The 24,865-nt window shown below is 62.4% G+C and carries 20 protein-coding genes; 17 read left to right on the forward strand and 3 right to left on the reverse strand.

What is annotated here, in order from left to right:
* The 15 genes from murD (at position 1) to ACN0YJ_RS02070 (ending at position 18,006) form a co-directional block, all read left to right on the forward strand.
* Positions 1–1,425, forward strand: coding sequence for a UDP-N-acetylmuramoyl-L-alanine--D-glutamate ligase (murD, locus tag ACN0YJ_RS02000; RefSeq protein WP_417495183.1), 1,425 nt, complete (start codon positions 1–3; stop codon positions 1,423–1,425).
* Positions 1,422–2,549 carry a putative lipid II flippase FtsW gene (ftsW, locus tag ACN0YJ_RS02005; RefSeq protein WP_417477234.1) on the forward strand — a complete coding sequence of 376 codons (1,128 nt, stop codon included), beginning with the start codon at positions 1,422–1,424 and terminating at the stop codon, positions 2,547–2,549. Before murD ends, ftsW begins: the two co-directional genes overlap by 4 nt.
* Entirely contained in the window at positions 2,546–3,652 is a 1,107-nt protein-coding gene (gene murG / locus ACN0YJ_RS02010; protein WP_417495184.1) for an undecaprenyldiphospho-muramoylpentapeptide beta-N-acetylglucosaminyltransferase, read from the forward strand. Before ftsW ends, murG begins: the two co-directional genes overlap by 4 nt.
* Complete coding sequence (gene murC / locus ACN0YJ_RS02015; RefSeq protein ID WP_417495185.1) at positions 3,649–5,055, forward strand: UDP-N-acetylmuramate--L-alanine ligase; 1,407 nt, start codon at positions 3,649–3,651, stop codon at positions 5,053–5,055. Before murG ends, murC begins: the two co-directional genes overlap by 4 nt.
* A complete protein-coding gene (murB, locus tag ACN0YJ_RS02020) occupies positions 5,013–5,984 on the forward strand; it encodes a UDP-N-acetylmuramate dehydrogenase (protein WP_417495186.1) in 972 nt (323 codons plus the stop codon). Before murC ends, murB begins: the two co-directional genes overlap by 43 nt.
* Complete coding sequence (locus ACN0YJ_RS02025) at positions 5,981–6,895, forward strand: D-alanine--D-alanine ligase (RefSeq protein WP_417495187.1); 915 nt, start codon at positions 5,981–5,983, stop codon at positions 6,893–6,895. Before murB ends, ACN0YJ_RS02025 begins: the two co-directional genes overlap by 4 nt.
* A gap of 119 nt (positions 6,896–7,014) precedes the next feature.
* Positions 7,015–7,791, forward strand: coding sequence for a cell division protein FtsQ/DivIB (locus tag ACN0YJ_RS02030; RefSeq protein ID WP_417488667.1), 777 nt, complete (start codon positions 7,015–7,017; stop codon positions 7,789–7,791).
* Positions 7,788–9,113 carry a cell division protein FtsA gene (gene ftsA / locus ACN0YJ_RS02035; RefSeq protein WP_417477240.1) on the forward strand — a complete coding sequence of 442 codons (1,326 nt, stop codon included), beginning with the start codon at positions 7,788–7,790 and terminating at the stop codon, positions 9,111–9,113. The genes ACN0YJ_RS02030 and ftsA overlap by 4 nt, the downstream gene beginning before the upstream one ends.
* Before the next feature lie 102 nt (positions 9,114–9,215).
* Complete coding sequence (locus ACN0YJ_RS02040) at positions 9,216–9,614, forward strand: hypothetical protein (protein WP_417495188.1); 399 nt, start codon at positions 9,216–9,218, stop codon at positions 9,612–9,614.
* 147 nt (positions 9,615–9,761) lie between these two features.
* Positions 9,762–11,339 carry a cell division protein FtsZ gene (ftsZ, locus tag ACN0YJ_RS02045; protein WP_417495189.1) on the forward strand — a complete coding sequence of 526 codons (1,578 nt, stop codon included), beginning with the start codon at positions 9,762–9,764 and terminating at the stop codon, positions 11,337–11,339.
* 124 nt (positions 11,340–11,463) lie between these two features.
* Positions 11,464–12,363, forward strand: a complete 900-nt coding sequence (gene lpxC / locus ACN0YJ_RS02050) for a UDP-3-O-acyl-N-acetylglucosamine deacetylase (RefSeq protein ID WP_417477243.1) — start codon at positions 11,464–11,466, stop codon at positions 12,361–12,363.
* A 110-nt stretch (positions 12,364–12,473) separates the two neighbouring features.
* Entirely contained in the window at positions 12,474–13,304 is an 831-nt protein-coding gene (locus tag ACN0YJ_RS02055) for an outer membrane protein assembly factor BamD (RefSeq protein ID WP_417477244.1), read from the forward strand.
* A 27-nt stretch (positions 13,305–13,331) separates the two neighbouring features.
* Positions 13,332–15,029: a DNA repair protein RecN gene (gene recN, locus ACN0YJ_RS02060; RefSeq protein WP_417495190.1), complete on the forward strand. Its 1,698-nt coding sequence runs from the start codon at positions 13,332–13,334 to the stop codon at positions 15,027–15,029.
* 111 nt (positions 15,030–15,140) lie between these two features.
* Positions 15,141–17,249, forward strand: coding sequence for an NAD-dependent DNA ligase LigA (gene ligA / locus ACN0YJ_RS02065; RefSeq protein ID WP_417495191.1), 2,109 nt, complete (start codon positions 15,141–15,143; stop codon positions 17,247–17,249).
* Positions 17,250–17,403: 154 nt separating this feature from the next.
* Positions 17,404–18,006 carry a 3'-5' exonuclease gene (locus ACN0YJ_RS02070; RefSeq protein ID WP_417495192.1) on the forward strand — a complete coding sequence of 201 codons (603 nt, stop codon included), beginning with the start codon at positions 17,404–17,406 and terminating at the stop codon, positions 18,004–18,006.
* Positions 18,007–18,180: 174 nt separating this feature from the next.
* Here ACN0YJ_RS02070 and ACN0YJ_RS02075 read toward each other — a convergent pair whose 3' ends face one another.
* Complete coding sequence (locus ACN0YJ_RS02075; RefSeq protein WP_417495193.1) at positions 18,181–18,705, reverse strand: hypothetical protein; 525 nt, start codon at positions 18,703–18,705, stop codon at positions 18,181–18,183.
* Positions 18,705–20,543 carry an aminopeptidase P family protein gene (locus tag ACN0YJ_RS02080; RefSeq protein WP_417495194.1) on the reverse strand — a complete coding sequence of 613 codons (1,839 nt, stop codon included), beginning with the start codon at positions 20,541–20,543 and terminating at the stop codon, positions 18,705–18,707. Before ACN0YJ_RS02080 ends, ACN0YJ_RS02075 begins: the two co-directional genes overlap by 1 nt.
* Before the next feature lie 149 nt (positions 20,544–20,692).
* Between ACN0YJ_RS02080 and ACN0YJ_RS02085 the strand changes: the two genes are divergently transcribed.
* A complete protein-coding gene (locus ACN0YJ_RS02085) occupies positions 20,693–20,869 on the forward strand; it encodes a hypothetical protein (protein WP_417477250.1) in 177 nt (58 codons plus the stop codon).
* Between the two features lie 31 nt (positions 20,870–20,900).
* Here ACN0YJ_RS02085 and ACN0YJ_RS02090 read toward each other — a convergent pair whose 3' ends face one another.
* A complete protein-coding gene (locus tag ACN0YJ_RS02090; protein WP_417495195.1) occupies positions 20,901–21,761 on the reverse strand; it encodes a 50S ribosomal protein L11 methyltransferase in 861 nt (286 codons plus the stop codon).
* 527 nt (positions 21,762–22,288) lie between these two features.
* Between ACN0YJ_RS02090 and ACN0YJ_RS02095 the strand changes: the two genes are divergently transcribed.
* Positions 22,289–24,808 carry an acyltransferase family protein gene (locus ACN0YJ_RS02095; RefSeq protein ID WP_417495196.1) on the forward strand — a complete coding sequence of 840 codons (2,520 nt, stop codon included), beginning with the start codon at positions 22,289–22,291 and terminating at the stop codon, positions 24,806–24,808.
* Positions 24,809–24,865: the final 57 nt, after the last annotated feature.

The raw sequence follows: 24,865 nt of genomic DNA on the forward strand, positions 1-24,865 counted from the left end.
ATGATTCCGGTCCATGCCTTCAAGGGGCGCCGCGTCGCCGTTTTCGGACTAGGACGTACCGGTCTGGCGACCATACGAGCGTTGCTGGCGGGCGGTGCCGAGGTGTCAGCCTGGGATGATTCCGAAGCCTCGCGCGCCGCTGCGCAGGCCCAGGGCTTTGAGCTCGAAGATCTCAACCGGCGCGACTGGGGCGATATCGCCGCGCTGGTCCTCTCGCCGGGTGTGCCGCTGACCCATCCCAAACCGCACCGCATGGTCGAACTGGCGCATGCGGTCGGAGCGCCGGTGATCGGGGATATCGAACTCTTCGCGCTGGAAGTGCTCGCCATGCCGGCCAAGCGGCGCCCGAAAATCATTGGCATTACGGGCACAAACGGCAAATCCACCACGACAGCGCTGATCGGGCATATCCTGCGCCAGGCGGGCCGCAATGTGACCGTGGCCGGCAATATCGGCGATGCCGTCCTGGCCCAGGAACCGCCGCGACCGGGTTCGTTTTTCGTGCTGGAACTATCCTCCTACCAGATTGACCTGACCCAGAGCCTGCAATGCGATGTCGCCATCCTGCTCAATATGACGCCGGACCATATTGACCGCCATGGTGATTTCGCCGGCTATTTCGCCGCCAAACAACGCCTGTTCGCGATGCAGGGCGAGGCGGGCGTTGCGGTGATTGGTGTCGATGATGATCCGACCCGCGACTATTATTCCCGCCTGAGGATGAAGCGCCCCGACGCGCAAGTCCTGCCGATTTCGGCCGGACGTGTGGTATCGCGCGGTGTCTATGCACTGGGCGACCAGGTGTATGAAGCACTCGATATCGCACCGCATCCCGTCTTGCAGCTCAGCCGTGCGCGGGCGCTTCCCGGCCGGCATAATGCCCAGAATATTGCCGCGGCCCTGGCCGCGGTGCGCGTGCTGGGGATCGGGTCGCGAGTGGCGGCTGCAGCCATTGAAAGCTTTGGCGGACTGGCACACCGCCAGGAAGAGGTCGGCAAGCTGGGCGGCGTGCGTTTCATCAATGACAGCAAGGCAACCAATGCCGAGGCCGCCATGCAGGCCCTGGCCTGCTATGACCCGATTTACTGGATTGTCGGCGGGCGTCCGAAATCAGGCGGGCTGTCAGCACTGGCACATCTCTATCCACGCATCGCCAAGGCCTATTTGATCGGGGAGTCCGAGGCGCGCTTCGCCAAGGATCTTGACGGCAAGCTGGCCTATGAGCGCTGCGGTGATCTGGCGGCAGCGACGGCGGCGGCTTGTCGGGACGCGACCGCAGATGGCCGGGACAATGCGGTGGTGCTGTTATCGCCAGCGGCCGCCTCCTTTGACCAGTTCGCCAATTTTGAAGCGCGAGGCGATGCCTTCCGCGACCTGGTCGCGGCGCTCGAAATGCCGGCACGCGGTGCGGAGCCTGGCCAATGATGCAGACTCTGCCGCGAGCCTTCGCTTCCTGGTGGCGCGGCATTGACCGCACCCTGCTCTTCGTCATCCTGGCACTGATCACCACCGGGGTTGTGCTGTCCATGGCGTCCAGCCCGGCGGCCGCTGCACGCCTTGGCCTCGATGACCCCTTCCACTTTCTCTACCGGCAGGGCGTGTTTGCGGTGCTTGGTATCATCGGCATGCTGGCGATCTCCAGTCTGAGCCCGAAAGGCGCGCGCCGGCTGGCTGCGCTGGTTCTGGTGGGTGCTTTCGTTCTGATGGTGGCGGTTCTCTTTATCGGCCATGAGGTCAAGGGCGCGACACGCTGGTTACGCCTCGGTTCTTTCTCATTGCAGCCCTCTGAATTTCTCAAACCGGCCTTGCTCGTGACGGTCGCCTGGCTGTTTGCCGAGGAGAAGCGCGGCGCGCCGATCCCCGGCCGCCTGATCGCCTTCATCCTGTTTGTCGCTTCGGTCGGCTTGCTTATGGCGCAGCCGGACTTCGGCCAATCGGTCCTGCTGACCCTGTGCTTTGGCGGCGTCTTCTTCGCGTCCGGCTTGTCCTGGCTCTGGGTTTCCGTGCTCGGCGGTCTGGCGGTGACCGGCTCAGGCCTGGCCTATCTGACACTGCCTCACGTCGCGGCGCGGGTGCAAAGCTTTATCAATCCGGAAGGCAATGAGACCTATCAGATCGACCGGGCGCTCGAGGCGATTTCGCGCGGCGGACTGACCGGGGTCGGGCCGGGCGAGGGCGAGGTGAAACATATTTTGCCGGACGCCAATACCGATTTCATCTTCTCCGTTGCGACCGAGGAGTTCGGCCTCTTGGCATCACTGTCCATCATTGGCCTGTTCGCCATCCTGGTGACCCGCGCCTGGAACCAGGCGATGCGGCTCAATGACCATTTCGCGCAGCTTGCAGTGGCCGGTCTGGCGCTGCAATTCGGGCTGCAGGCGCTGATCAACATCTCTGTGAACTTGAACCTGATCCCGCCGAAGGGCATGACATTGCCATTCGTTTCCAATGGAGGGTCGTCCATGCTCGCCCTGACCTTTGCGGCTGGCCTGATGCTGGCATTCACGCGCCGTCGTCCCGGCGCCTATTCGATGCAATATTCCGCATGACGCCGCGTCGCTGTCTGATTGCTGCCGGCGGAACCGGCGGACATATGTTTCCCGCTCGCGCTGCTGCCGAGGCGCTGATCGCGCGCGGCTGGCAGATCCGGCTGGTGACCGATGCCCGCGGGCTCAAGCACACCGCCGGTTTTCCTGCTGTGGCGATCGACGAAATCCATGCTGCCAGCCCGTCCACGAAGAACCCGATCAAACTGGCCCGGGCCGGCGTCGAACTGGCCAAGGGGCTGAGCGAGACGCGGGCCATCATCAAGCGCTGGAAACCCGATGTCGTCGCCGGCTTTGGCGGCTATCCCGCCTTTCCGGCGCTGGCCGCGGCCCAGACCATGGGCATTGCCTATGCCATCCATGAACAAAACGCCGTGCTCGGCCGGGTCAATCGCGTCTTCGCGGGCCGGGCGGGTTTTATCGCGTCGGGATTTGAACGCCTCGACAAGCTCTCAGTCACAGGCCGCAAACACCATTTGCTGACCGGCAATCCGCTACGCCAGCCGATTCTGGATGCGCGCGCCGCCGGTTATCCTGCGCTGACGGCGGAGGGCCGGATCAATCTGCTCATCCTCGGTGGCAGTCTTGGCGCGCGGCTCTTGTCGGAAACGGTTCCGGCGGCTGTCGCACAACTCCCGGAATCGCTTCGTTCCCGCCTTGATATCGTCCAACAAACCCGCGAAGAATCGCTGGTGATGGCGCGTGAAAGTTACCAGTCTGCCGGCGTGAATGCCCGCTGCGAGCCCTTCTTCGAGGATGTGGGCGCGCTCTATGCCGCCTCACATCTGGTGATCGGACGCGCCGGGGCCTCAACCGTGTCTGAAGTGGCGGGCGTCGGGCGTCCGGCGATCTTCTGCCCGCTGGCCATCGCCGCCGACGATCATCAAAGCGCCAATGTCGAGGGGCTGGTCGCCGCTCTCGCCGCTGACGTCATCCCGGAATCCGATTTCACGGCCGGGCGTCTGGCCGGTCTTTTGCAATCCCGTTTATCCAATCCCGCCGATTTGGCAGAGCGCGCCGCTGCGGCGCGTTCGCTGGGCCGGCCTGACGCCGCCGAGGCCCTGGCCAAGGCGGTCGATGGTCTGGTTCGAGGAGCACTCACATGAAATTTGCCGCTTTGCCCTTTCCGGTTGGTCCGGTCCATTTCGTCGGCATAGGCGGCATTGGCATGAGCGGTATTGCCGAGGTGATGCTCAATCTGGGCTATGCGGTGCAGGGCTCCGACATCAAGGCCAATCCCAATGTCGAGCGGCTGCGCACGCTGGGCGCCCAGGTGGCGATCGGCCATGCGGGCGAGAATGTCAGCGGTGCCGGTGCCATCGTCGTCTCCTCGGCGATCCGGCCGAATAATCCCGAACTCCTCGCGGCCCGCGCCGCCAAGATCCCCGTCGTGCGCCGCGCGGAAATGCTGGCCGAGCTGATGCGGCTGAAATTCGCCGTCGCCGTCGGCGGTACACATGGCAAAACGACGACCACTTCGCTGGTCTCGGTGCTGATGGATGCGGCCGGTGTGGATCCAACGGTGATCAATGGCGGCATCATCTCCGCCTACGGCTCCAACGCCAAGGTCGGGCTGGGTGACTGGATGGCGGTCGAGGCGGACGAGTCGGACGGCTCTTTCCTGAAACTGCGCGGCACCGTCGCCATCGTCACCAATATCGATCCGGAACATCTCGAGCATTACGGCGATTTCGACACGCTGCGCGAGGCCTTCTTCCAGTTCGTCGAGAACCTGCCCTTTTATGGCTTTGCCGTGCTTTGCACCGACCACCCCGAAGTCCAGAGCCTGGCCAGCCGCATCCAGGACCGGCGCGTGATTACTTATGGCTTCAACCCGCAGGCTGATGTGCGCGTTGAGAATCTGCGCTCGGACGCCAAGGGGGCGACCTTCGATGTCTGTTTCCGCATTCGCGGCCAGAGCGAAGAACGCTGGAGCGATGTCTTCCTGCCGATGATGGGCGAGCATAATGTGCTCAACACGCTGGCGGCGCTCGCGACGGCGCGAGAGCTGGGCCTCACCGAAGCGGCGGGCAAGAAGGCGCTGGCCGAGTTCGGCGGCGTCAAGCGCCGCTTCACCAAGACCGGTGAGTGGAAGGGCGCCAGCATTATCGATGATTACGGCCATCACCCGGTCGAGATCACGGCAGTGCTGAAAGCCGCGCGCCAGGCGTCCTCCGGCAAGGTGATCGCCGTGATGCAGCCGCATCGTTTCAGCCGCCTGCACGATTTGTTCGACGATTTCTCGACCTGTTTCAATGATGCCGACAGCGTCCTCGTCGCCGATGTCTACACCGCCGGCGAAGACCCGATCGAGGGCATTGACCGCGATCATCTGGTCGAGAGCCTGCGCGCCCACGGGCATCGCGATGCCAATCCGGTGATGCGCTCCAATGTTGCCGCCGAAGTCGCCAGCCGAGCGGCAGCTGGCGATGTGGTCGTCTGCCTCGGTGCCGGCGACATCACGCAATGGGCCTATGCCCTGCCGGGAGAGCTGGAGGCGCTGGGTTGAGCCTGGTCAATCGCCTTCCTCCTGTCCGCGGAAAATATATCGAGGCTGCACCGCTGGCCGATGTGACCTGGCTGCGCGTTGGCGGCCCGGCCGAGGTGCTTTATCTACCGGCCGACGAATCCGACCTGGCGCGCTTTCTCGCTGAAACACCTGATGAAATCCCCGTGCATGTGCTCGGCGCCGGTTCCAATACGCTGGTGCGTGATGGCGGCGTGCCCGGCGTGGTGATCCGCCTGACGGGTGCTTTCGCCAAGACCGAAGCGCTCGGCGAGAACCGGCTGCGCGCCGGGGCCGGGGCGCTCGACAAGATGGTCGCCAAGGCGGCTGCGAAAGCCGGCATCGGCGGGATGGAATATCTCGTTGGCGTGCCGGGCACGATTGGCGGTGCCTTGCGGATGAATGCCGGCTGTTACGAGCAAGAGACCAAGGATGTGGTGGTTGAGGTGGTGGCACTCGACCGCGCCGGTCGCCGCATCATCGCCCGGCCCGACGAGCTGGCCTATGGCTATCGCCATTGCGGCGCACCGGCGGACTGGATCTTCGTCGAGGCGGTGCTGCAGGGCACAGAAGACGAGCCGGCCGCCATCCTCGAGCGCATGGATGCCATCACCGCGCGCCGCGAGACGACCCAGCCGATCCGCGAGAAGACATCCGGCTCGACCTTTGCCAATCCGGACGCGCCGGGCACACCCGATGCGCGCAAGACCTGGCAATTGATCGATCAGGCCGGCGGCCGCGGCCTGCGCGTCGGCGGGGCGCATTTTTCCGAACAGCATTGCAATTTCCTGATCAATGATGGCACCGCCACCGCTGCCGATCTGGAAGATCTCGGCGAAGAGGTTCGCGCGCGAGTGAAACACAAGTCCGGCGTCGAATTGCGCTGGGAAGTCAAACGCGTCGGAGTGCGCGGCAAAGGGGAAACATCATGACCAAACGTGTCGCTGTCCTGCTCGGCGGGTTGTCTCCGGAACGTGATGTCTCGCTGGTCTCGGGCCGCGCCTGTGCCAAGGGCCTGCGGGAAAAGGGCTATGACGTCGTCGAGATTGATGCGTCGCGCGATCTGGCGCAGCAGCTCAAGGATGCCGCTCCGGATATCGTCTTCAATGCGCTGCACGGCGAATGGGGCGAGGACGGCATGGTGCAGGGTGTGCTGGAGCATTTCGGCAAGCCTTATACCCATTCCGGCGTGCTCGCTTCGGCACTGGCGATGGACAAGCAGAAAGCCAAGGCCGTGCTGCGCGCCTCCGGCATTCCGTGTCCGGAAGGCCTGATCGTCAATCGCTTCGAGGCCGCCAAGGCCCATGCGATGAAGCCACCCTATGTCGCCAAACCGAATGCACAAGGCTCCTCGGTCGGGGTGCATATCGTGCTGGAAGGGGCCAATCGGCCACCGGCCGAGCTCGGCTCAAATGCCTGGGCGCTGGGCGAAGAGGTGCTGATCGAACGCTATATCCCCGGCCGTGAATTAACCGTCGCGGTGATGGAGGACCGGGCGCTCGCGGTGACCGAGATTATCCCCAACACGAAGTTCTATGATTATGAGGCGAAATATTCGGCCGGCGGCTCGACTCATATTTTACCCGCGGACGTGTCGCCGGAGATTGCTGACCAGGCACGCGCCCTGGCCCTGCAGGCCCACGCAGTGCTGGGCTGCCGTGGCTTGACACGCAGTGATTTCCGCTACGACGAATCAGCAAATCCGCCGCTATGGTTACTCGAAATTAACACCCAACCGGGCATGACTCCCACTTCATTGGCGCCAGAACAGGCGCTCTTCTGCGGGATCGCGTTTAATGATCTCGTGGAGTGGATGGCGGAGAATGCGTCGTGTCGAAGGTAGCACGTGGCGGGTCGCGAAAAGCACCCCGTCGCAAGTCTAACCACCGGTCCGCCGCGGTGTCTGCACCGCGGCGTTTGCGTAACTGGGCGGAAGCCCAATTTAGAAGTGCGCGTTACCGAGTGGCAAATGCAGCCCGTATGGGCGCGATGGCGGCTGCCGCACTCGTGCTGGCGACGATCGCCGGCCTGACTCTGTTCGGCCAGCTTGATGACGTGTTGCGCCTGGGCGGCGAGAAAATCACCGTCCGTCTGGCCGATATGGGCTTTGCTGTCCGTTCCGTCGATGTCACCGGCGCCGGCGATGCGATTGCCCACTCCATCGTTGTGGCGACCGAAGTTTATGACGGTCAGTCACTCTTCTCTGTTGATCCAGACGCCGTGCGCGCCCGGGTCGAGGCGCTGCCCATGGTGCGTTCGGCGACCGTGGCGCGGCTGTGGCCGGACCGCATTTCCATTGTGGTTGAAACCCGTGAGGCCTTCGCCCTGTGGCAGGTCGAGGGTGTGCTCAATATTATTGATCGCGACGGTGTCGTGCTGGCCGAGGCGGATGTCATGAACCCGCCCGCCTTGCCGCTGGTGGTCGCCGATGGCGCCAATGACAGCGTCGTTGAGATTGTCGAGGCGCTCGCCCGCCATCCCGCCATCCGCGCTCATGTTGTCGGGGCGGTCCGTGTCGGTGAGCGACGCTGGAATCTGCGCCTCGATACCGGCGCCGATGTGAAATTGCCGGCCGGCGACGTCCAGGCGTCAATTGCCATTCTGGCGCGCTTGCAGGCCGAGCGCGGTGTCTTGCGGCTCGCGGCCGAAAGTTTTGACCTGCGCGGGCAGGGTGATTTGATTGTCAGAGCCTTGCCCGACCGGGCTGCTGCGGCCGGCATGCGGGAGCATGAAGCATGAGTGTGTTCGAGTTCTTACGTCCCCAGACGGCCCGCAATGGTTCCAATGGCAAGGCCCCCGGTGTGTGCGCAGCGCTCGATGTCGGATCGTCCAAGATTGCCTGCTTCATCGCCAAGACCGACCAGACGATTGCCGGGCCACGTCCGCGCGTGGTCGGTGTCGGCCATCAATCGAGCCGCGGTGTCCGCGCCGGTGCCATCGTCGATATGGACGAAGCTGCCGAGGCTATTCGTGCCGCGGTCGAGCAGGCCGAACGCATGGCCGGACAGGCGGTTAATTCAGTCACACTCACCCTGTCGGCCGGTCAGCCGACCAGCACGCGTATCGGTGCCGAAATCGACTTGCCTCAACGCGAAGTGAGCGAGCGCGATCTGCGCCGTCTGCTCGACGGGGCCCTGTCAGAATTTGCCGTCGCCGACCGCGTCGTGTTGCACGCCATCCCGCTGGCCTGGTCGGTTGATGATCATCGCGGCATTCGCGATCCGCGCGGCATGTTCGGCCGCACGCTTGGCGTCGAGGTGCATGTCATCACCGCCGCGATCGGGCCATTGCGCAATCTGATGACCTGCGTCGAACGCTGCCATTTCGACCTCAAGGGCGTTGTCGCCACACCTTATGCCTCAGGCTTGTCAGCCCTGGGCGATGATGAAGTTCAACTCGGCGCCACGCTGATCGATATGGGGGCCGGCGCCACGACGGCTGCCGTGTTCGCCGAAGGCGCATTGCTGCACATCGACACCGTGCCCGTCGGCGGTTCGCATGTGACCTCCGATGTCGCGCGCGGCCTGTCGACACCGCTCGCCGCCGCCGAGCGCCTGAAGACGCTCTACGGCTCCGCGCTCGACAGTCCAGACGATGACCAGCAGATGATTGAAGTGCCCTCGGTGACCGGTGACCGGATTTACGGATCGGCGCCGCGCTCCCTGCTCAATTCGATTATCCGACCCCGGCTGGAAGAAACGTTTGAACTGATCCGCGACCGGCTTGACGCGGCCGGCGTCAGCAAGACCTCCGGCCGCCGGCTGGTCCTTACCGGCGGAGCGTCACAGCTTCCCGGGACCGGCGAGCTGGCCGCACGTGTGTTTGGCAAACAGGTCCGTATTGCAGAGCCCAGCGGTATTACCGGTCTGGGTGATGCGGTGTCCGGACCGGCCTTCAGCGCGGTTGCGGGCGTCGTCCGCCGTGAGACCCGTGGTGCGGCGGAAGCCATCGCCGGACCGCCGCGGCTTGGCGTGATGTCAGGCGCGAGGATCCGGCGCGACCCGACCCGCGAAACCGAGCGCGGGGGTGCTGTCTGGCGCTGGTTCGCCGAGAGCTTCTGACCGCCTGCAAAGGGCTGCACAGCTCATAATCAATGAGCCTGGCGGTAAGACTTTCCGGCATCAGACGCGTTATACCGCCTGTGAAACATACAGGCCGGAACCATGTCATTCAGTCGCATTCTTCCACACCGCGCAGCGGGCTATATCGAGGTCGTTTTTGACGGCCACGAGGACTGGCTGTCGGCGGTCGACACGATCGAGCGGATCGTCGCCGCCGTCGAACAGCTCGATGTGCGACGCGTCCTGCTTGATTTCCGGCTCGTCGATATGCGCGTTGCCGTTGTGGAAGCGCCCCACGTGGCCGAATTCTTTCACGAATTTGCCCACCAGCAGATGAGTATTGGCATTATCCGGCCCGTCGATCAGCGGGCCTGCGCGACGATCAATGCCTTCGCCGCCAACATGCTCGCCCAGGGTCATGAGATCAGGGACCTCGATGCTGCGGCGGATGTCGAGGCCTGGACCCGCACGCCTGCGACGCGTCTTCGCCGCACCGGCTGAGAGCGGCCCGGCTGCCGGCATGCGGTCCACGAGCAGCAGCACTCACTTGAAAAATTCCACGACGTTTAACGCTCGCTTAAGCGTCGCAGGCGGAAACTTCATGGTGAATCGATTATTACCCGAACCCATTCGGCCACGAGGTCTCGCATGACGTTGAATCTTTCCCTTCCCGAAACGACTGAATTGCGCCCTCGTATTGTGGTGTTTGGTGTCGGTGGCGCTGGCGGCAATGCCGTCAACAACATGATCGAGTCCAAACTCGAAGGCGTCGACTTCGTTGTCGCCAATACCGATGCCCAGGCCCTGACACGTTCACAGGCCGAAAAACGCATCCAGATGGGCGCGGCAATCACCGAAGGGCTCGGCGCTGGCGCCCGTCCGGAAGTGGGCGAGCAATCGGCCGAGGATTCGATCGAGGAAATTCGCGAGCACCTCGGTGGCGCACACATGGTCTTCATTACCGCCGGAATGGGTGGCGGTACCGGGACTGGCGCTGCACCCGTCGTGGCGCGCGCGGCTCGGGAAATGGGTATCCTGACCGTGGGTGTGATCACCAAGCCATTCCATTTCGAGGGCACGCGCCGCATGAAACTGGCGGAGGCCGGCATCGGCCAGCTGCAGGATCATGTTGATACGCTGATCGTAATCCCCAACCAGAACCTGTTCCGGATCGCGACCGAGAAAACCACCTTCTCCGAAGCCTTCTCAATGGCCGACCAGGTCCTGCATTCCGGCGTTCGCGGCATTACTGATCTGATGGTGATGCCCGGCCTGATCAATCTCGACTTTGCCGATGTCCGTTCCGTGATGAATGAGATGGGCAAGGCGATGATGGGAACCGGCGAAGCGTCCGGCGAGAAGCGCGCCATTGAAGCGGCCCAGGCTGCGATTTCCAATCCGCTGCTCGACGATGTCTCGATGCGCGGTGCGACCGGCGTGTTGATCAACATCACCGGCGGCTATGACATGACGCTGTATGAAGTCGATGAAGCGGCCAATGAGATCCGCTCCGAAGTCGACCCTGAAGCCAATATCATTGTCGGTTCGACCTTTGACGAGACGATGGAAGGTTCGATGCGGGTTTCCGTGGTCGCAACCGGTATCGATGCCGAGGTCGCCGTCGTCGATCCACGCTCGCGCCTGCGCGGCGCCGCGGCGCCGGAACGTGCCCCCAATGATGCGATCCTGCCGTGGAAGCGGACCAATTCCGACCGTCCCGGTCGTGTTGCCGTCGAGCAGAAGGTTGAGTCGGGCGAGCGCAATGAAGCGCCCCGCGAAGCCCAGGCCGGAGCCCTGCCGATGGCCGTTGGCGCCGAAGAGTTGAGCGATGCGGTCGCCCAGGCACCGGAAGATAATTCACGCGACCCCTATGTCGCCGAAGCCGACGACACACATCATGTCAGCGCCCAGACGCCCCAGGTCCGTGTCGATCAGGCCCGCCTGGCCGAAGAGGCCGCAACGCTGAATGCCCGTTATGAGCAACGCCGTGCCGGCGAAGTTCCAGGCCATTCCGCCCAACCGGTCGCCGACGAGCCCAAGCGTGGCGGGTTCTCCCTGTTCGGACGCCGTCGCAAGCCGGCCGAGCCGGCACCGAAGGCCGCTCCGACCACACGCAATACCCCTGTGCAATCAACCACTCGCATGGCGAGCGGCGATTTGTTCGGTGAGAGCGTGGACGAAGGCGATCTCGAAATCCCGGCCTTCCTGCGTCGTCAGGCGAACTAGCCTGCCTTAAGCGTAACAAATCGCAACAAAGCTTTAGTTGAATGCTGACCCGGCATGTCGTTTTGTGCAGGCGAGGGGCGACGCAAGTCGCTGATTATTGGCCCAGAACAAACGGCGTTGTGTTGTGATTTACCGGCAAACATTGGCGGCACCCGTAGTGTGCGCAGGCATTGGCCTTCACACGGGCGAACGTGTCCGTCTCGTCCTGAAGCCGGCTTCAACCGGTGCCGGTATCAGCTTTGTGCGCTCCGACATCACGGATCGTGATAACCGGATCGCGGCCCTGGCCGATAATGTCACCACCGTTCGACTGGGAACCACGATCGCCAATGCGGCGGGCGTGTCGGTCGCGACGGTTGAACATCTGATGGCGGCCCTCGCCGGGCTCGGTGTCGATGACGCGGTTGTCGAGATCGATGGTCCTGAATTGCCGGTGATGGATGGCTCCTCGGCGCCTTTCGTTGATCTGGTCAATCGGGTCGGCCTGAAGCAGCTCGCTGCACCGCGCCGGGCCATCCAGGTTCTCAAGCCTGTTGTCGTCGAATCGGAAGGCCGCCGCGCCAGTTTCCTGCCGGCCCTGAGTTCGATGATCGAAGTCGAAATCAATTTTGAGCACAGCGCGGTTGGCAATCAGACCTGCACGTTTGAAGTCACGCCTGAAATCTTTGCCGGCGATATCGCTGCGGCCCGCACCTTCGGCTTCCGCAAGGATCTCGACGCGCTTCTCGCCGCCGGTCTGGCACGCGGTGGTTCGATGGATAATGCTGTCGTCCTTGATGATGACGGTGTCGCAAACCCTGAAGGGCTGCGCTTCGACGATGAGTTTGCACGGCACAAGGCGCTTGATGCGCTGGGCGATCTCTACCTGGCCGGTGCGCCGATTATCGGCCGCTATCATGCCCAGCGTCCCGGTCATGCGATCAATAATCTGGCACTGCGCGCATTGCTGGCCGACAAGTCCGCCTGGAAAATGGTTACAGTGCGTGACGCTTGCCAGCACGACGTGGCGATGGCCAACTCCTGATATTGCGGCGGTTGACCTGACGCGGCACTTTTGTCGCGGCGCATGATCCGCTACAAGCTTTTCTGGACCGGCGGTCATTCGACCGCCCTAGCTGCTGGGCCGTGTTCAATATGACCTTCTTGCCGCGTTTGTTGCCGACACTTTTCCTGTCCGTTCTTGTCGCGGCCTGCGCAAATGGACCGGATACTTCGGTAGCTTATGTCGAGCGGCCGGCCGAACTGATCTATGCCGACGCTTTTCAGACCATGGAGCGTGGCCAGTATCAGCTTGCCGCGGCCCAGTTCGATGAGGTCGAGCGTCAGCACCCTTATTCAGAGTGGGCCCGGCGTTCGATGCTGATGGCCGCCTTCGCCAATTACCAGGCCAATAAATATGACGAGGCGGTCTCTGATGCCCGGCGCTTCATCTCGCTACACCCGGGCAATCGCAGCGCGCCCTACGCCTATTACCTGATCGCGATCAGCTATTTCGAGCAGATCGTCGATGTCGGCCGCGACCAGCAGATCACGCAGCAGGCGCTCGATGCGTTGCAGCAAGTGGTGCGCCGTTATCCCGAGAGCCGTTATGCCACCGACGCGCGGCTGAAGATTGACATGACGCGTGACCATCTCGCCGGCAAGGAGATGGATATCGGGCGCTGGTATCTGCGCCGCAATTATCATCTTGCAGCGGTCAACCGCTTCCAGAATGTCGTTCGGGACTATGGCACGACATCGCATGTTCCGGAGTCCCTGCACCGGTTGGTCGAAGCCTATGTGGCGCTCGGCCTTGATAGCGAGGCGACCCAGGTCGCGTCGGTTCTGGGCTATAACTTCCCGGGCAGTGACTGGTATGAAAACAGCTATAACCTGCTGACGCGGGAGGGCATTGCGATCGAAGATGCTGTCAATCAGCGCGATCCAACCTTCATTGAACGCGCCATGCAGCGTATCTTCGGCTAGGTCGGGCAGGGGGTGCGATCGCTCTGAATGCTGCAATCGCTCTCGATCCGGAATGTTGTGCTCATCGACAGCCTCGATGCCGGCTTCGACCGGGGTCTGTGTGCGCTGACGGGCGAAACCGGTGCCGGAAAATCCATTCTCCTGGGCGCCCTCGGGCTGGCTGCCGGCGAACGTGCCGAGCGCGGTCTCGTTCGCGCCGGCACGGATGAAGCCTCTGCCGCCGCTGAATTCGACCTGGCTCCCGGGCATGCCGCCTGGGCTGTGCTCGAAGAGGCCGGGCTTGTGGTGGAACCCGGTGAGGCCCTGATTCTGCGCCGCCGCCTCGCCGAGGATGGCCGCAGCCGCGCCCATATCAACGACCAGCCCGCCAGTATTGGCCTGTTGCGCAGTCTCGGCGATGTCCTCGTTGAAGTGCACGGTCAGCATGATGGCCGCGGCCTGCTCGACCCCAAAACCCATCGCGGTCAACTCGACAGCTATGCCGGCAATGCATCGCTGCGCGACGCCTGCCGCAAGGCCTGGGCCACCGTCTCGGCCGCCCGAAACGGTCTCGACGACCTGGTGCGTGCGCATTCGGCCTCGACCGAGGAGCAGGATTTCCTGCGCCATGCGCTCGCCGAGATCAACAAGATGCAGCCGCGTCCCGGTGAGGAAGATGCCCTGGCCGAGGAGCGGCAGTTTCTGATGGCGGCCGAGCGCGCGCTCGGCGATCTTCAGGAAGCCCAGGATGCGCTGGCCGGAGATGGCGGCGGGCTTGAAGGCCGGCTCAATACGGCTGTGCGCGGTCTGGAACGCGTGCGTGACCAGATTGGCAGCGCGGGCGGCGAGGCCGGGACGGCCCTCGACCGGGCCTCGGCGGCGATCGAGCGGGCCCTGATCGAGTTTTCCGAAGCCGGCGATGCGCTCGGCGATGCAGCACGCGCCTTTGAGGTTGAGCCGGGCCGGCTGGAGAGCGTCGAGGAAAGATTGTTCGCCCTGCGTGCTCTGGCCCGCAAGCATGATGTCGCGATCGAGGAATTGCCGGGCTTGCAGATCCGGTTCGCCGATCAGCTCGATGCGATCGAGAATGCCGGTGAGCGTATCGCCGAGGCGGAGAAGAACGTGCAGGCGGCCGAGGCACTATATCGCGACGCGGCAGGGGCCCTGACGCGCTCACGCGACAGCGCGGCGCAAGAACTCGGTGCCGCCGTGGCGTCCGAATTGCCACCGCTGAAAATGGACAGGGCGCAATTCCGTGTCGCGCTGGTGACCGATGCCGGGCATGGCGGGCCGGATGGCTGCGACAGCGTCCGCTTTGAAGTTTCGACCAATCCGGGCGCGCCCTTTGGCGCTCTCGACAAGATCGCCTCCGGCGGCGAGCTGTCGCGTTTCGGTCTGGCATTGAAAGTGGCGCTGGCCGGCGATGATGATGGCCGTGTTCTGGTCTTCGACGAAGTCGATCAGGGGGTCGGCGGTGCGGTTGCCGATGCCGTTGGCCGCCGTCTCAAACGCCTGGCGAAGACCGGTCAGACCCTCGTGGTCACCCATAGCCCGCAAGTTGCTGCCCTGGCCGACCATCACTGGAAGATCGTCAAGGAAGATGATGGCAAGGGCGGTGTCCGCACGGTTCTGATCCAGCTCGACGGTGACGCCCGCCGCGAGGAAATTGCCCGCATGCTCTCCGGAGCCGAGGTTACCGATGCGGCCCGGGCCCAGGCCGATCAGCTGATGGCGGTCGAGGCTTGAGGGGCTGACTGCACAGTGGTGTGAGCGCGCGCTCGACCTCGCCGACAAACGCTCCACAATGCGCCCGGAAGCGGCTAGATTCGACCGGTTAGCCCAGCACGCGAGCAAATCATGAGCGCTTTGAAAGATGTCGGCATGTTGAGCGAGGCCGAGGCGAATGCCGAGCATGCCCGGCTGGCGCGTGAAATCAGCCGCCACGACAAGGCCTATTACCAAAACGATGCCCCCAAGGTCTCAGACGCCGTCTATGACGCCCTGCGTCAGCGGCTCGAGGCGGTCGAGGCCCGCTTTCCGCAATTGGTCGACCTGTTCAGCCCGAGCCAGCGGGTCGGCGCCACACCCTCGGGCAAGTTTGGCGAGATCACGCATGCGGTGCCCATGCTCTCGTTGGGCAATGCCTTCAATGATGAGGATGTCGCCGATTTTGTCGGCCGGGTGCGCCGCTTTCTCGGCCTCACCGATGAGGAGCCGGTCGCCATCACCGCCGAGCCCAAGATTGACGGGCTCTCGGCCAGCCTGCGCTATGTGAAGGGCGAGCTGGTCTCCGCCGCGACGCGCGGCGATGGCACGACCGGCGAGGATGTCACCGCCAATATCCGTACCCTCAAGGACATCCCGCAAAGCCTGCCCGGCAGCGACTGGCCCGATGTGCTGGAAGTGCGCGGCGAGGTCTATATGAGCCATGCCGATTTCGCAGCGCTCAATGAGCGCCAGGAAGCGGCCGGCAAGCCCGCCTACAAGAATCCGCGCAATGCCGCCGCCGGCTCCCTGCGCCAGATCGATCCGAAAATGACAGCGCAGCGGCCGCTCAAATTCTTCGCCTATGCCTGGGGTGAGTTGAGCGAGCCCCTGGCACCGACCCAGATGGAAGCCGTTCAACGCTTCAAGGGCTTGGGCTTCACGATCAATGCGCTGATGCAGCGCTGCGACAGCATTGAGGCCCTGATCGCCGTCTATCGCGATATCGAGGCGCAGCGCGCCAGCCTGGGCTATGATATCGACGGCGTCGTCTACAAGGTTGACCGGCTCGACTGGCAGGCCCGTCTTGGCCAGGTCGCGCGCGCACCGCGCTGGGCTATCGCCCATAAATTTCCCGCCGAACAGGCAACCACCGTGCTTGAGGGCATCGATATCCAGGTCGGCCGCACCGGCTCGCTGACCCCGGTGGCGCGGCTCAGACCGGTCACGGTCGGCGGCGTCGTCGTGTCGAATGCAACCCTTCACAATGAAGACGAGATTGCCCGCAAGGATGTGCGCGTAGGCGATACGGTGGTGATCCAGCGCGCCGGCGATGTCATCCCGCAGATTGTGCGCGCCGTTGATGCCGAGCGGGCGGGCCGGGGTGAGGCCTTCGTCTTTCCCACTGAATGCCCGATCTGCCACAGCCAGGCCGTGCGCGAGCATGACGAGAAGACCGGCAAGCTTGATGTCGTGCGCCGCTGCACCGGTGGGCTGATCTGCGGGGCCCAGATCAAGGAGAGGCTGCGCCATTTCGTCAGCCGCAAGGCCTTCGATATCGAGGGGCTGGGCGCCAAGCAGATCGAGGCCTTCCACGAAGAGGGCCTGATCACCGAACCCTCGCACATCTTCACTCTGAAAGCGCGCAATGAGGCCGGCGAGGTCGTTCCGCCGATACAGGAGCGAGAGGGCTGGGGCGAGACCAGCGCCAACAATCTCTTCGCCGCCATTGAGAGCCGGCGCACGATTGCGCTGGCGCGGCTGCTCAATGCGCTCGGCATCAGGCATGTCGGTGAGAATACGGCGACCTTGCTGGCGCGCACCTATGGCAGCTGGGACGCGTTCAGCGCCGCCGCCGAACATCTCTCCGACGAGACCGTTCGCGCCGAAATGCTCGGCATTGATGGCATTGGCGAAACCGTCATCGAGGCGCTCGACCAGTATTTCTCCGAACCGCATAATCGCGATCTTCTGGCGCGCCTGGTGGCTGAGCTGACCATCGAGGATGCGCAGGCCGTCGCCAGTGATAGCCCGGTCGCTGGCAAGACAGTCGTCTTCACCGGTGCGCTGGAACGCATGACCCGCGACGAGGCCAAGGCCAAGGCGCAATCGCTCGGTGCCAAGGTCGCGGGCTCGGTTTCGGCCAAGACGGATCTTGTCGTCGCCGGTCCCGGTGCCGGTTCGAAGGCGAAGAAAGCCGCAGAGCTCGGGGTGGAGATGATCTCCGAGGATGAGTGGTTCGTGCTGATCGGGGAGGGGTGAGCGCCACAGCCTCACCAGCTCTGGCCGCATTGGGGGCGCCTCTTCCTGAGGGCGCAGAGTCCTTGTTTTGCTCCGAAAATGAGCTTGTCCCGGAGGCCGAACGGGCCACACTGTCGGGTGGTGATCAAGGTATTCAGGGGTTTGCTCAATGAGAATGGTGGCGATCGACTTCGAAACCGCAAATGAGCAGCGGGGCAGCCCATGCTCCGTCGGGATCGCGGTCTTCGAAGGACGCGAACTGGTCAATTCGCATGAATTCCTTATCCGCCCGCCGGAAATGCGGTTCAGCTCATTCAATATCGGCATTCACGGTATTCGGCCGACCGATGTTGAGGATGCGCCGGACTTCCGGGAAATTCTGGAACAACTCACGGCGATCATTGGCGGCTCGCTGGTCGTTGCGCACAATGCCTCATTCGACATGAGCGTCATCCGCCATACGTGCGACCATTATGGCCTTCAATATCCGCAGCTCGAATACTTGTGCACCATGAATGCGGCCAGGGTGGCTTTTCCGGATATGGATCGCGTCAAGCTGAACCTCCTGGCGGCCCGGTTCCAATTTGAATTCAACCATCACCGTGCCGAAGACGATGCCCGTGTCTGCGGGCTTGTCGCTGGTGAGATCGGAGAATCCCATGGCGATGGGTGTTTCTACGAGGCGTGCCAACGACTTCGCATCGTCCCGGGGCGTCTGGCGGGGCGTGGATACCAGGCCTGCACCGGGCCCGCTGCGCGAAGACCGCGCCGGGTGTAGAGGCGCGGCGAACCCAAGGCGCAACCGCTCGGTCCAAGGCAGCGGGCTCGGTTTCGGCCAAGACGGTTCTGGTGGGCGGTGCCGTCTGAGAGCGTGGTGCTGCCCGCCTCACCCCCGGCTTCGCCGGACCCTCTCCTCACGGAGAGGGAAGTGCAGGGAGGGAAGGCGCTGCGACTACTCGCTGACCAGCCGGTAAACCCCGTCAATGCGCGGCTCGCCCACGGCCTCGAGATAGCTCAGCATGATCCCGCTCAGCCGGTCCCAGTCATTGACCCGGCAATAGCCCGCTTCGCCTTCGGTCTGGGTGATGTCGTAATCATCGAGTACGGCCTGTTCCAGCTCAGAGCAGGAGGGCTGGTGATAGGTGATGACGCCGCCGGGATAGACCCAGGCCAGGCCGTAAACCCAGTTATTGTAATCGGGCTTCATCGCCACATATATCCCGCGCGAGAGTTCGCGCAGGCGGACATTTTCGTGCGGGAAATCCACGACTTCCGAATAATAGCTGACACCGCGCCGACGTATCTCGCCGCGCCACATCGGCTGGTCGAAGGGGGTGCCGTCGGTGAGATAGGGCGTGTGGGTATAGAAGCCGTCAGCGATCGGAAACTCCGCTGCGCGGCGGCCGATCAGCGGCCGTTCCGAATAGAAACAGCCGCTCAGGATCAGTGCCGCAAGGAGAATCGCAAAGCGCGACACTAGGGTGTGGCGCCCGCGAGCGGCTCGGTCGCGCCATGCAGCCAGACCGCAGTTTCGCCATCGACCAATGGTGCGATACGGGCGCGGACTTCGGCGTGATAGGCGTCGAGCCATTGCAGCTCGGCCGGGGTCAGGGAGGGCACGTCGATCAGTTTGCGATGGATCGGTGCCATGGTCAGCGTCTCAAAGCCGAGCATCGGCCGGTCGCCGCCATGGATCAGCTCGGCCTCTGTGACCACCTGCAGGTTTTCGATCCGGATGCCATAGCCGTCTTCCTTGTAATAGCCCGGCTCATTGGACAGGATCATCCCCGGCTCGAGGGCGACGGCATTGGGTGACTTGGCAATGCGCTGCGGGCCTTCATGCACGCCCAGGAAGGCGCCGACGCCATGGCCGGTGCCGTGATCATAATCGAAGCCGGCTTCCCACAATGGCAGACGCGCCAGGATATCCAGCTGGGTGCCGGTCGTGCCCTTGGGAAAGCGCACGCGCGACAGGGCGATATGGCCCTTGAGGACGCGGGTAAACTGGGTGCGCATTTCCGCCGTTGGCTGGCCGATCGGCACGGTGCGGGTGATGTCTGTGGTGCCATCGGGATATTGGCCACCACTATCAACCAGATAGAGCGAGCCGGGCACGAGTTTCAGATTGCTGGCCTCGGAGACGCGGTAATGCGCGAAGGCACCATTACCTTGCGCGCCGGAGATGGTGTCGAAGGACAAATCCCGCAGTTCGGGCAAGGTCTTGCGGATCGATTCCAGTTTGCGTGCGGCAATGATTTCATCGACTTCGCCGGTCTGGGCGGTGGTGTCGAGCCAGTGCAGGAATTTGACGATGGCGCCGCCATCGCGGATATGCGCCTGGCGTGAGCCTTCGATCTCGGCGGCATTCTTGATCGCCTTGGGGCGCATCACCGGATCTTCCAGCTTTTGCACCTCGGCGCCGCCGGCCCCGAGGCGTTCCAGCACCCAGGCTGATGCGGTCGATGGATCGACGCGGATTGTCTTGCCAGCAAGCTCGGACAGGCCGGATTCGAACTCGCTTTCGGGGCGCAGGGCGACCTGGTTGCCGAGATGGCTGCGGGTTTCGTCGGTGATCTTTTCCGGAGCGACAAACAGGGTCGCGGTGCCATCCTTGTTGATGATCGCGGAGGACAAGGGCAGGGGCGAACGCGAGACATCGCCGCCACGGATATTGAACAGCCAGGCGATCGAGGGCGGTGCCGTGATGACGGCGGCATCGGCGCCGCCGCGCTCGATGGCAATGCCGATGCGTTGGCGTTTGGAATTATGGTCTTCGCCCGCAAATTCAAGCGGTTGCGGGTTGATAAGCGCCATCGGCGCGGCCGGACGGTCGCTCCAGGCGAGGTCGATCGGATTGGTCTCAACCGCGACCAGTTCGACCTTGGCCCGCATCGCGGCGGTCTTCAGCAGATCGAGGGCGGCGGGGCTGTGCAGACGGGCATCATAGCCGATCGTCTCGCCGGGCTTGCCGTGTTCCTCGATCCAGCCATACAGGCCCTGATTGACCAGGTCGCAATAGTCGAAAATCTCCGGTGCGGCCTGATGCTTGACCTGTGCGGTATAGCGTCCGTCGACGAAAATCGCGGCGCGGTCGCTCATCACAATGGCGGCGCCAGCGGAACCGGAGAAGCCGGCGATCCACAGTAAACGCTCATTACAATCAGGTAGATACTCATTGTCATACTCATCCTCATGCGGGACGAGAAAGCCATCGAGGCCGAGCTTTTTCAGCTCTGCGCGCAGCTTGGGAACATTGTCGCGGCCATAGTGAAAGCCGCCTTTTACGTCGAAAGTCTGGGAGATCATCTGGGTCATGAGCGCAAGCTAGGCCTCAGCGCGGCGCGTTTCAATGCCTGTCGGCTTCTGCATGCATTTGCGCAGGGCCGCCCTGCGGTAAAGGCCCTCTACATCTCGCGCAAAGCGCTGCAAAGGCAGGGCGAATTTAACATCTGCCCGACCCGAGCATGAAAGAGCCTGCAATGTATTCGATGATGGATGACGTCCTGCGCCTCAATGGCGGTGACAGTTTCTCACACACGCTGGATCGCTCCCGCGAGCGTGCCGGTGTGCGTGTGCGTGCGCGCAATCATGATGTCGACAGCTTCCTGTCGGCCTGTGGTCTCAAAGCCCGCCGCAAATAGCGCGTTACCCTGCCGTTCGTCACCCGCTGGACTATTGTTTGCTGGCTACAAGACACTCCCAGCCTTCCAGGGGCGGCTGGCGGTGGACGTCGAGCCCGGCCGATTCATAGGCGGCGCGCACCCAGGGTTCCTGTTCGGTCAAGAGACCGGACAGGATGACCCGCCCGCCCGGTGTCAGCGCCCGGGCAATTCCCGGTGCCAGATCGACCAGCGGGCCGGCAAGAATATTGGCGAAGATCAGCTCAAACTCGCGCCCGGCGAGCTTGGCATGATCGAGCCCTTCGGCGACGAAGCAATCAATCCCTGGCGTGCCGTTCTTGGTGCAATTCTCGGCGCTCTCCTCGACCGCTTCCGGATCGATGTCCGAGGCGATCACCTCGGCGTCGGGCAGGACTTTCGCGGCGGCGATCGCCAGGGCCGCGGTGCCGCAGCCGAGATCGAATACGGTGCTCGGCTCGAAGCCGGTATTGAGCATGTCGTCAAAGGCGATCAGGCAGCCGCGCGTGGTGCCGTGATGCCCGGTGCCGAAGGCCGGCCCGGCCTCGATCTCGATCCCGATCTGTCCCGGCGCAATCGCCTCGCGGTCATGCGCGCCGAACAATACAAAACGCCCGGCATCGACCGGCTTCAAACCCTCCAGCGAAATCCGCACCCAGTCCTCGTCCGGCATCGGCTCGACGGTAAGGGCGATATCACCGGCCAGACCTGAAGCCTCCCGGAAGGCCGCTTCATCGGGCCGCGCCTCAAACAACACATCCATCCGCGCCGCCGCGCCATCCTCAAACAGGAGCCAGGACAGGGCAATCGGTGGATAGGCCTCATCCAGCCGCTCGACGGCATCGGCCAGGGGTTTGAAATCAGCAAAGGCAGTCAGGCGCCAGATCGTGCTCATCGGAATGTCCTTGGATGGTGTGGCGCGGGTTTGGACCGATGAAGCGCGAAATTCAAGAGCGCCGCGCCGGGGACATGGTCCGGCGTCCAGCCGGTGCGTGTCCCCATGTGGTGGGCGCGCGCTTCACCACGCAAAACGGGACACGCACCGGCCTCGTTGAGGCCGGATCATGTCCCGATCCCGTATCGGCGGGCATTGCGGACGATCCATCGGGAAGTCTGCGTTTGTCTTCTGGTGTCTTTTGTCCCGGGAGGACCGTCCACAACCCGGTGAAGCCCGGCCCTTGCGAGCCAATTAAGGGCGGTCCGATCAAGACCATCCCGGCGCCACCCGCCGGCCTGCTCACCGGCACAGCTGGCCGCCTGCCCGGAAGGCGCAATCAATCCCCTTGAATATTCACTGGTTTGACGGACTATCCGGCAGCTCGCATAGAGCAAGGTTGTTGCCTAAGGTAGTTTTTGGATTTAATAAAATTTCGCCTAAAGCTTCGGTTTTCAATGTCCCCACTTCAAAATCAAGATTGATAAATGTCTAAGCAAATAGAGTACAGATCTGATATTGACGGCCTTCGCGCGTTCGCTGTATCAGTCGTAATTCTTTATCATATTGGCGTAAGCGGCTTTTCTGGCGGATTCATTGGCGTCGATGTTTTTTTCGTAATTAGTGGTTACTTAATTACGGGCATCATCCAAAGGCAATCGCTTAGCTCTAACGGGTTTTCTTTTCTAAATTTTTGGTCTAGACGCGCTAAGCGTTTGCTTCCAGTCCTGTTTTTCGTAATTCTGACATCAACCATTGCAGCATATATATTATTTCCGGTAGATATAAGGTTAGACTATCTGAATTCGGCAAAATACGCCACGTTAAGCTTGGCGAACGTATATTTCTATTTTAACTCAGACTATTTTGACGCCATCTCAACCCTCCGACCCTTGCTCCACACGTGGTCGCTTGGTGTTGAGGAGCAGTTTTACATCTTCTGGCCCATTCTGATTGTCGCGATCAGCCGGTTTTCCAGAGGCGCGAGAATCGCGGTGCTCGCGGTCTTGGGTCTGGTCTCATTTCTGACCGCGGAAATGGCCATTCTTGGCGTTTATCTCGATAATAGCGCGGCCTTCTATCTGACGCCGTTTCGCGTGTTTGAGTTCTGCATTGGCGCGATCGCGTTCGAAATCGGCGCGGCCGGCTATATTCGAAAATCATTCCGATTCCCCCTTATCATTGCGGGGATTATCGGCCTGTTTGCGGCGGTGCTGCTGATAGATGAGGCGGTCCGATTCCCATCCTGGAGTGCATTGATCGTATCAGTCGCGACCGCCGCTATAATATTGGATGGCCAAAACTCTATCTCTAGGCATGTCTTCGGCAATGTTGCTGTCGTGTACTTGGGCAAAATCAGTTATGCGCTATATCTGGTTCATTGGCCGATAATTGTTTTCTTCAATTATATGAATCCGGGTCAAAACACGACTTTTGAGATTGCTGCTCTTCTGTCATTGATGGTGCTCATCTCCGTGATGCTCCATCATGGGCTGGAGAACCCTGTTCGCTACCGACTACTTGCGGGAAGTCGCTGGACGCCGACCCGGGTTCTCAGCGTGACATTGGGCGGCGCAGTTTCGATCTGCGTCCTGCTGGCCGCGCTTTCCTGGAGCTTGCAGGCTCGCACTGATGATGGCGACGCGGTGCCGGCTTTGGCCGATGCCCCGATTGATACACGGGCGGCGACGGAATTCTGTCTGCTTGGGCAGGACCCGGAAGCCTCGCTGGATCGTTACGGCAACCGGCTTTGCTCGCCGGACGCAGAAACCCGCATTCTGACCATTGGTAATTCACATGAATTGCATCTCTATCGACTGTTACGGACCCTGTTCCTCGACCAGATCAACGCGATGGATGTCGGACTTGTCTATGGATCCACCCACGTAAGAGATGATGTCGAGTGCGAGTTTGGCGACAATGCAGGTGTGCCACTATCGACACCATCGGCTCGTTGCCGGGGCCTCGCCTCGGCACTGAATGATATGGAAGAAATCGCCCGGCAATTCGATGTGGTCGCCGTCGCCGGGTTTCTGCCATTTACCTATTCGCGCATCTATCTGGACTATGCAGCGGCGCTTCAGGCTCTCAATCCCGATATCAAAATTGTGGTGCTGGGATCTTTCGCAAATTTCTCACCCTATCGCTGCCCGGATCTGGCACGTTCGCTCGGTAGCGCCGGAGCCTGTCTGGACCCTGAGTACGTGTCCTATTTCAACCCGGATGAGCGGCGCGAAATCAGTAGCCACTGGCCGAGACTGGATTTCTTCTACATCGATCAGATCGACTTGCTGTGCACAACAGACAGCATTACCTCCTGCAATATTGAATTTGCGGGGGAGCCGATCATCCGGGACGTCAATCATTTCAGTCTCACGGGGATGCAGGTGATTATCCCGGCGGCGCTCCAGAGTGGTTTGAACGAATCGCTCTTTGAATATATGGCCGGGCATCCCTTGGCTGATCTCACTCAAGGGGCCGCTCGTGCGGCCACCTGGAATGGCACTGCCCTGGAATTGCCGCTGCCTTTCTACGGTAATTCTGGCTGGTCAGGTTCCGTCGACGCAAACCCGGCGGCCCGGGACGGGCTCGCCGCTATTGTCGTAGACAGCTCAACCAGCGCCTGGGAACCGGCAGTCTGGACTGGTCGCGAAGCCTTTGAGGCAGGGCGCTACCGGCTGACGGCCCGTCTGGGCGGGCCGGAGGCGGGAGCGTTCGCGATCCGGCTTCGCAAGCCTGGGCGTCCCCTCAATGAGCTGCGTTACGAAGTCGCGCTGGACCCGGCGACGGAGGTGTGGCGCCGGATCAATGTCGACGCGATTTCGCTCGACGAACTGGACGCTGACTCCTACCAAATCTCATTCGAGTTTGAACTGCCTGAGGCGAGCGTGCTGGAGTTGTCATTATTCCCTGCATGGGGCCCTGACGCCGCGCATGCGGATCGCGCGGCGGTCAGTCGGGTGTCGGTAGGCGGGATGAATTTCGAGCGACTGGCGGGTCCGGAGTGACCGGGCTCAGGCAAGCCTGACAGCGCGCGAATTCCGAAATGGGCCGAAACTGGGCGG

Source organism: Maricaulis sp. (assembly GCF_048270095.1).
Lineage (GTDB): Bacteria > Pseudomonadota > Alphaproteobacteria > Caulobacterales > Maricaulaceae > Maricaulis.

Coding starts and splice junctions, on each gene's coding strand:
- murD (WP_417495183.1), top strand. CDS start 1: ATGATTCCGGTCCATGCCTTCAAGGGGCGCCGCGTCGCCGTTTTCGGA.
- ftsW (WP_417477234.1), top strand. CDS start 1,422: ATGATGCAGACTCTGCCGCGAGCCTTCGCTTCCTGGTGGCGCGGCATT.
- murG (WP_417495184.1), top strand. CDS start 2,546: ATGACGCCGCGTCGCTGTCTGATTGCTGCCGGCGGAACCGGCGGACAT.
- murC (WP_417495185.1), top strand. CDS start 3,649: ATGAAATTTGCCGCTTTGCCCTTTCCGGTTGGTCCGGTCCATTTCGTC.
- murB (WP_417495186.1), top strand. CDS start 5,013: ATGGGCCTATGCCCTGCCGGGAGAGCTGGAGGCGCTGGGTTGAGCCTG.
- ACN0YJ_RS02025 (WP_417495187.1), top strand. CDS start 5,981: ATGACCAAACGTGTCGCTGTCCTGCTCGGCGGGTTGTCTCCGGAACGT.
- ftsA (WP_417477240.1), top strand. CDS start 7,788: ATGAGTGTGTTCGAGTTCTTACGTCCCCAGACGGCCCGCAATGGTTCC.
- ACN0YJ_RS02040 (WP_417495188.1), top strand. CDS start 9,216: ATGTCATTCAGTCGCATTCTTCCACACCGCGCAGCGGGCTATATCGAG.
- ftsZ (WP_417495189.1), top strand. CDS start 9,762: ATGACGTTGAATCTTTCCCTTCCCGAAACGACTGAATTGCGCCCTCGT.
- ACN0YJ_RS02055 (WP_417477244.1), top strand. CDS start 12,474: ATGACCTTCTTGCCGCGTTTGTTGCCGACACTTTTCCTGTCCGTTCTT.
- recN (WP_417495190.1), top strand. CDS start 13,332: ATGCTGCAATCGCTCTCGATCCGGAATGTTGTGCTCATCGACAGCCTC.
- ligA (WP_417495191.1), top strand. CDS start 15,141: ATGAGCGCTTTGAAAGATGTCGGCATGTTGAGCGAGGCCGAGGCGAAT.
- ACN0YJ_RS02070 (WP_417495192.1), top strand. CDS start 17,404: ATGGTGGCGATCGACTTCGAAACCGCAAATGAGCAGCGGGGCAGCCCA.
- ACN0YJ_RS02080 (WP_417495194.1), bottom strand. CDS start 20,543: ATGACCCAGATGATCTCCCAGACTTTCGACGTAAAAGGCGGCTTTCAC.
- ACN0YJ_RS02085 (WP_417477250.1), top strand. CDS start 20,693: ATGAAAGAGCCTGCAATGTATTCGATGATGGATGACGTCCTGCGCCTC.
- ACN0YJ_RS02090 (WP_417495195.1), bottom strand. CDS start 21,761: ATGAGCACGATCTGGCGCCTGACTGCCTTTGCTGATTTCAAACCCCTG.
- ACN0YJ_RS02095 (WP_417495196.1), top strand. CDS start 22,289: ATGTCTAAGCAAATAGAGTACAGATCTGATATTGACGGCCTTCGCGCG.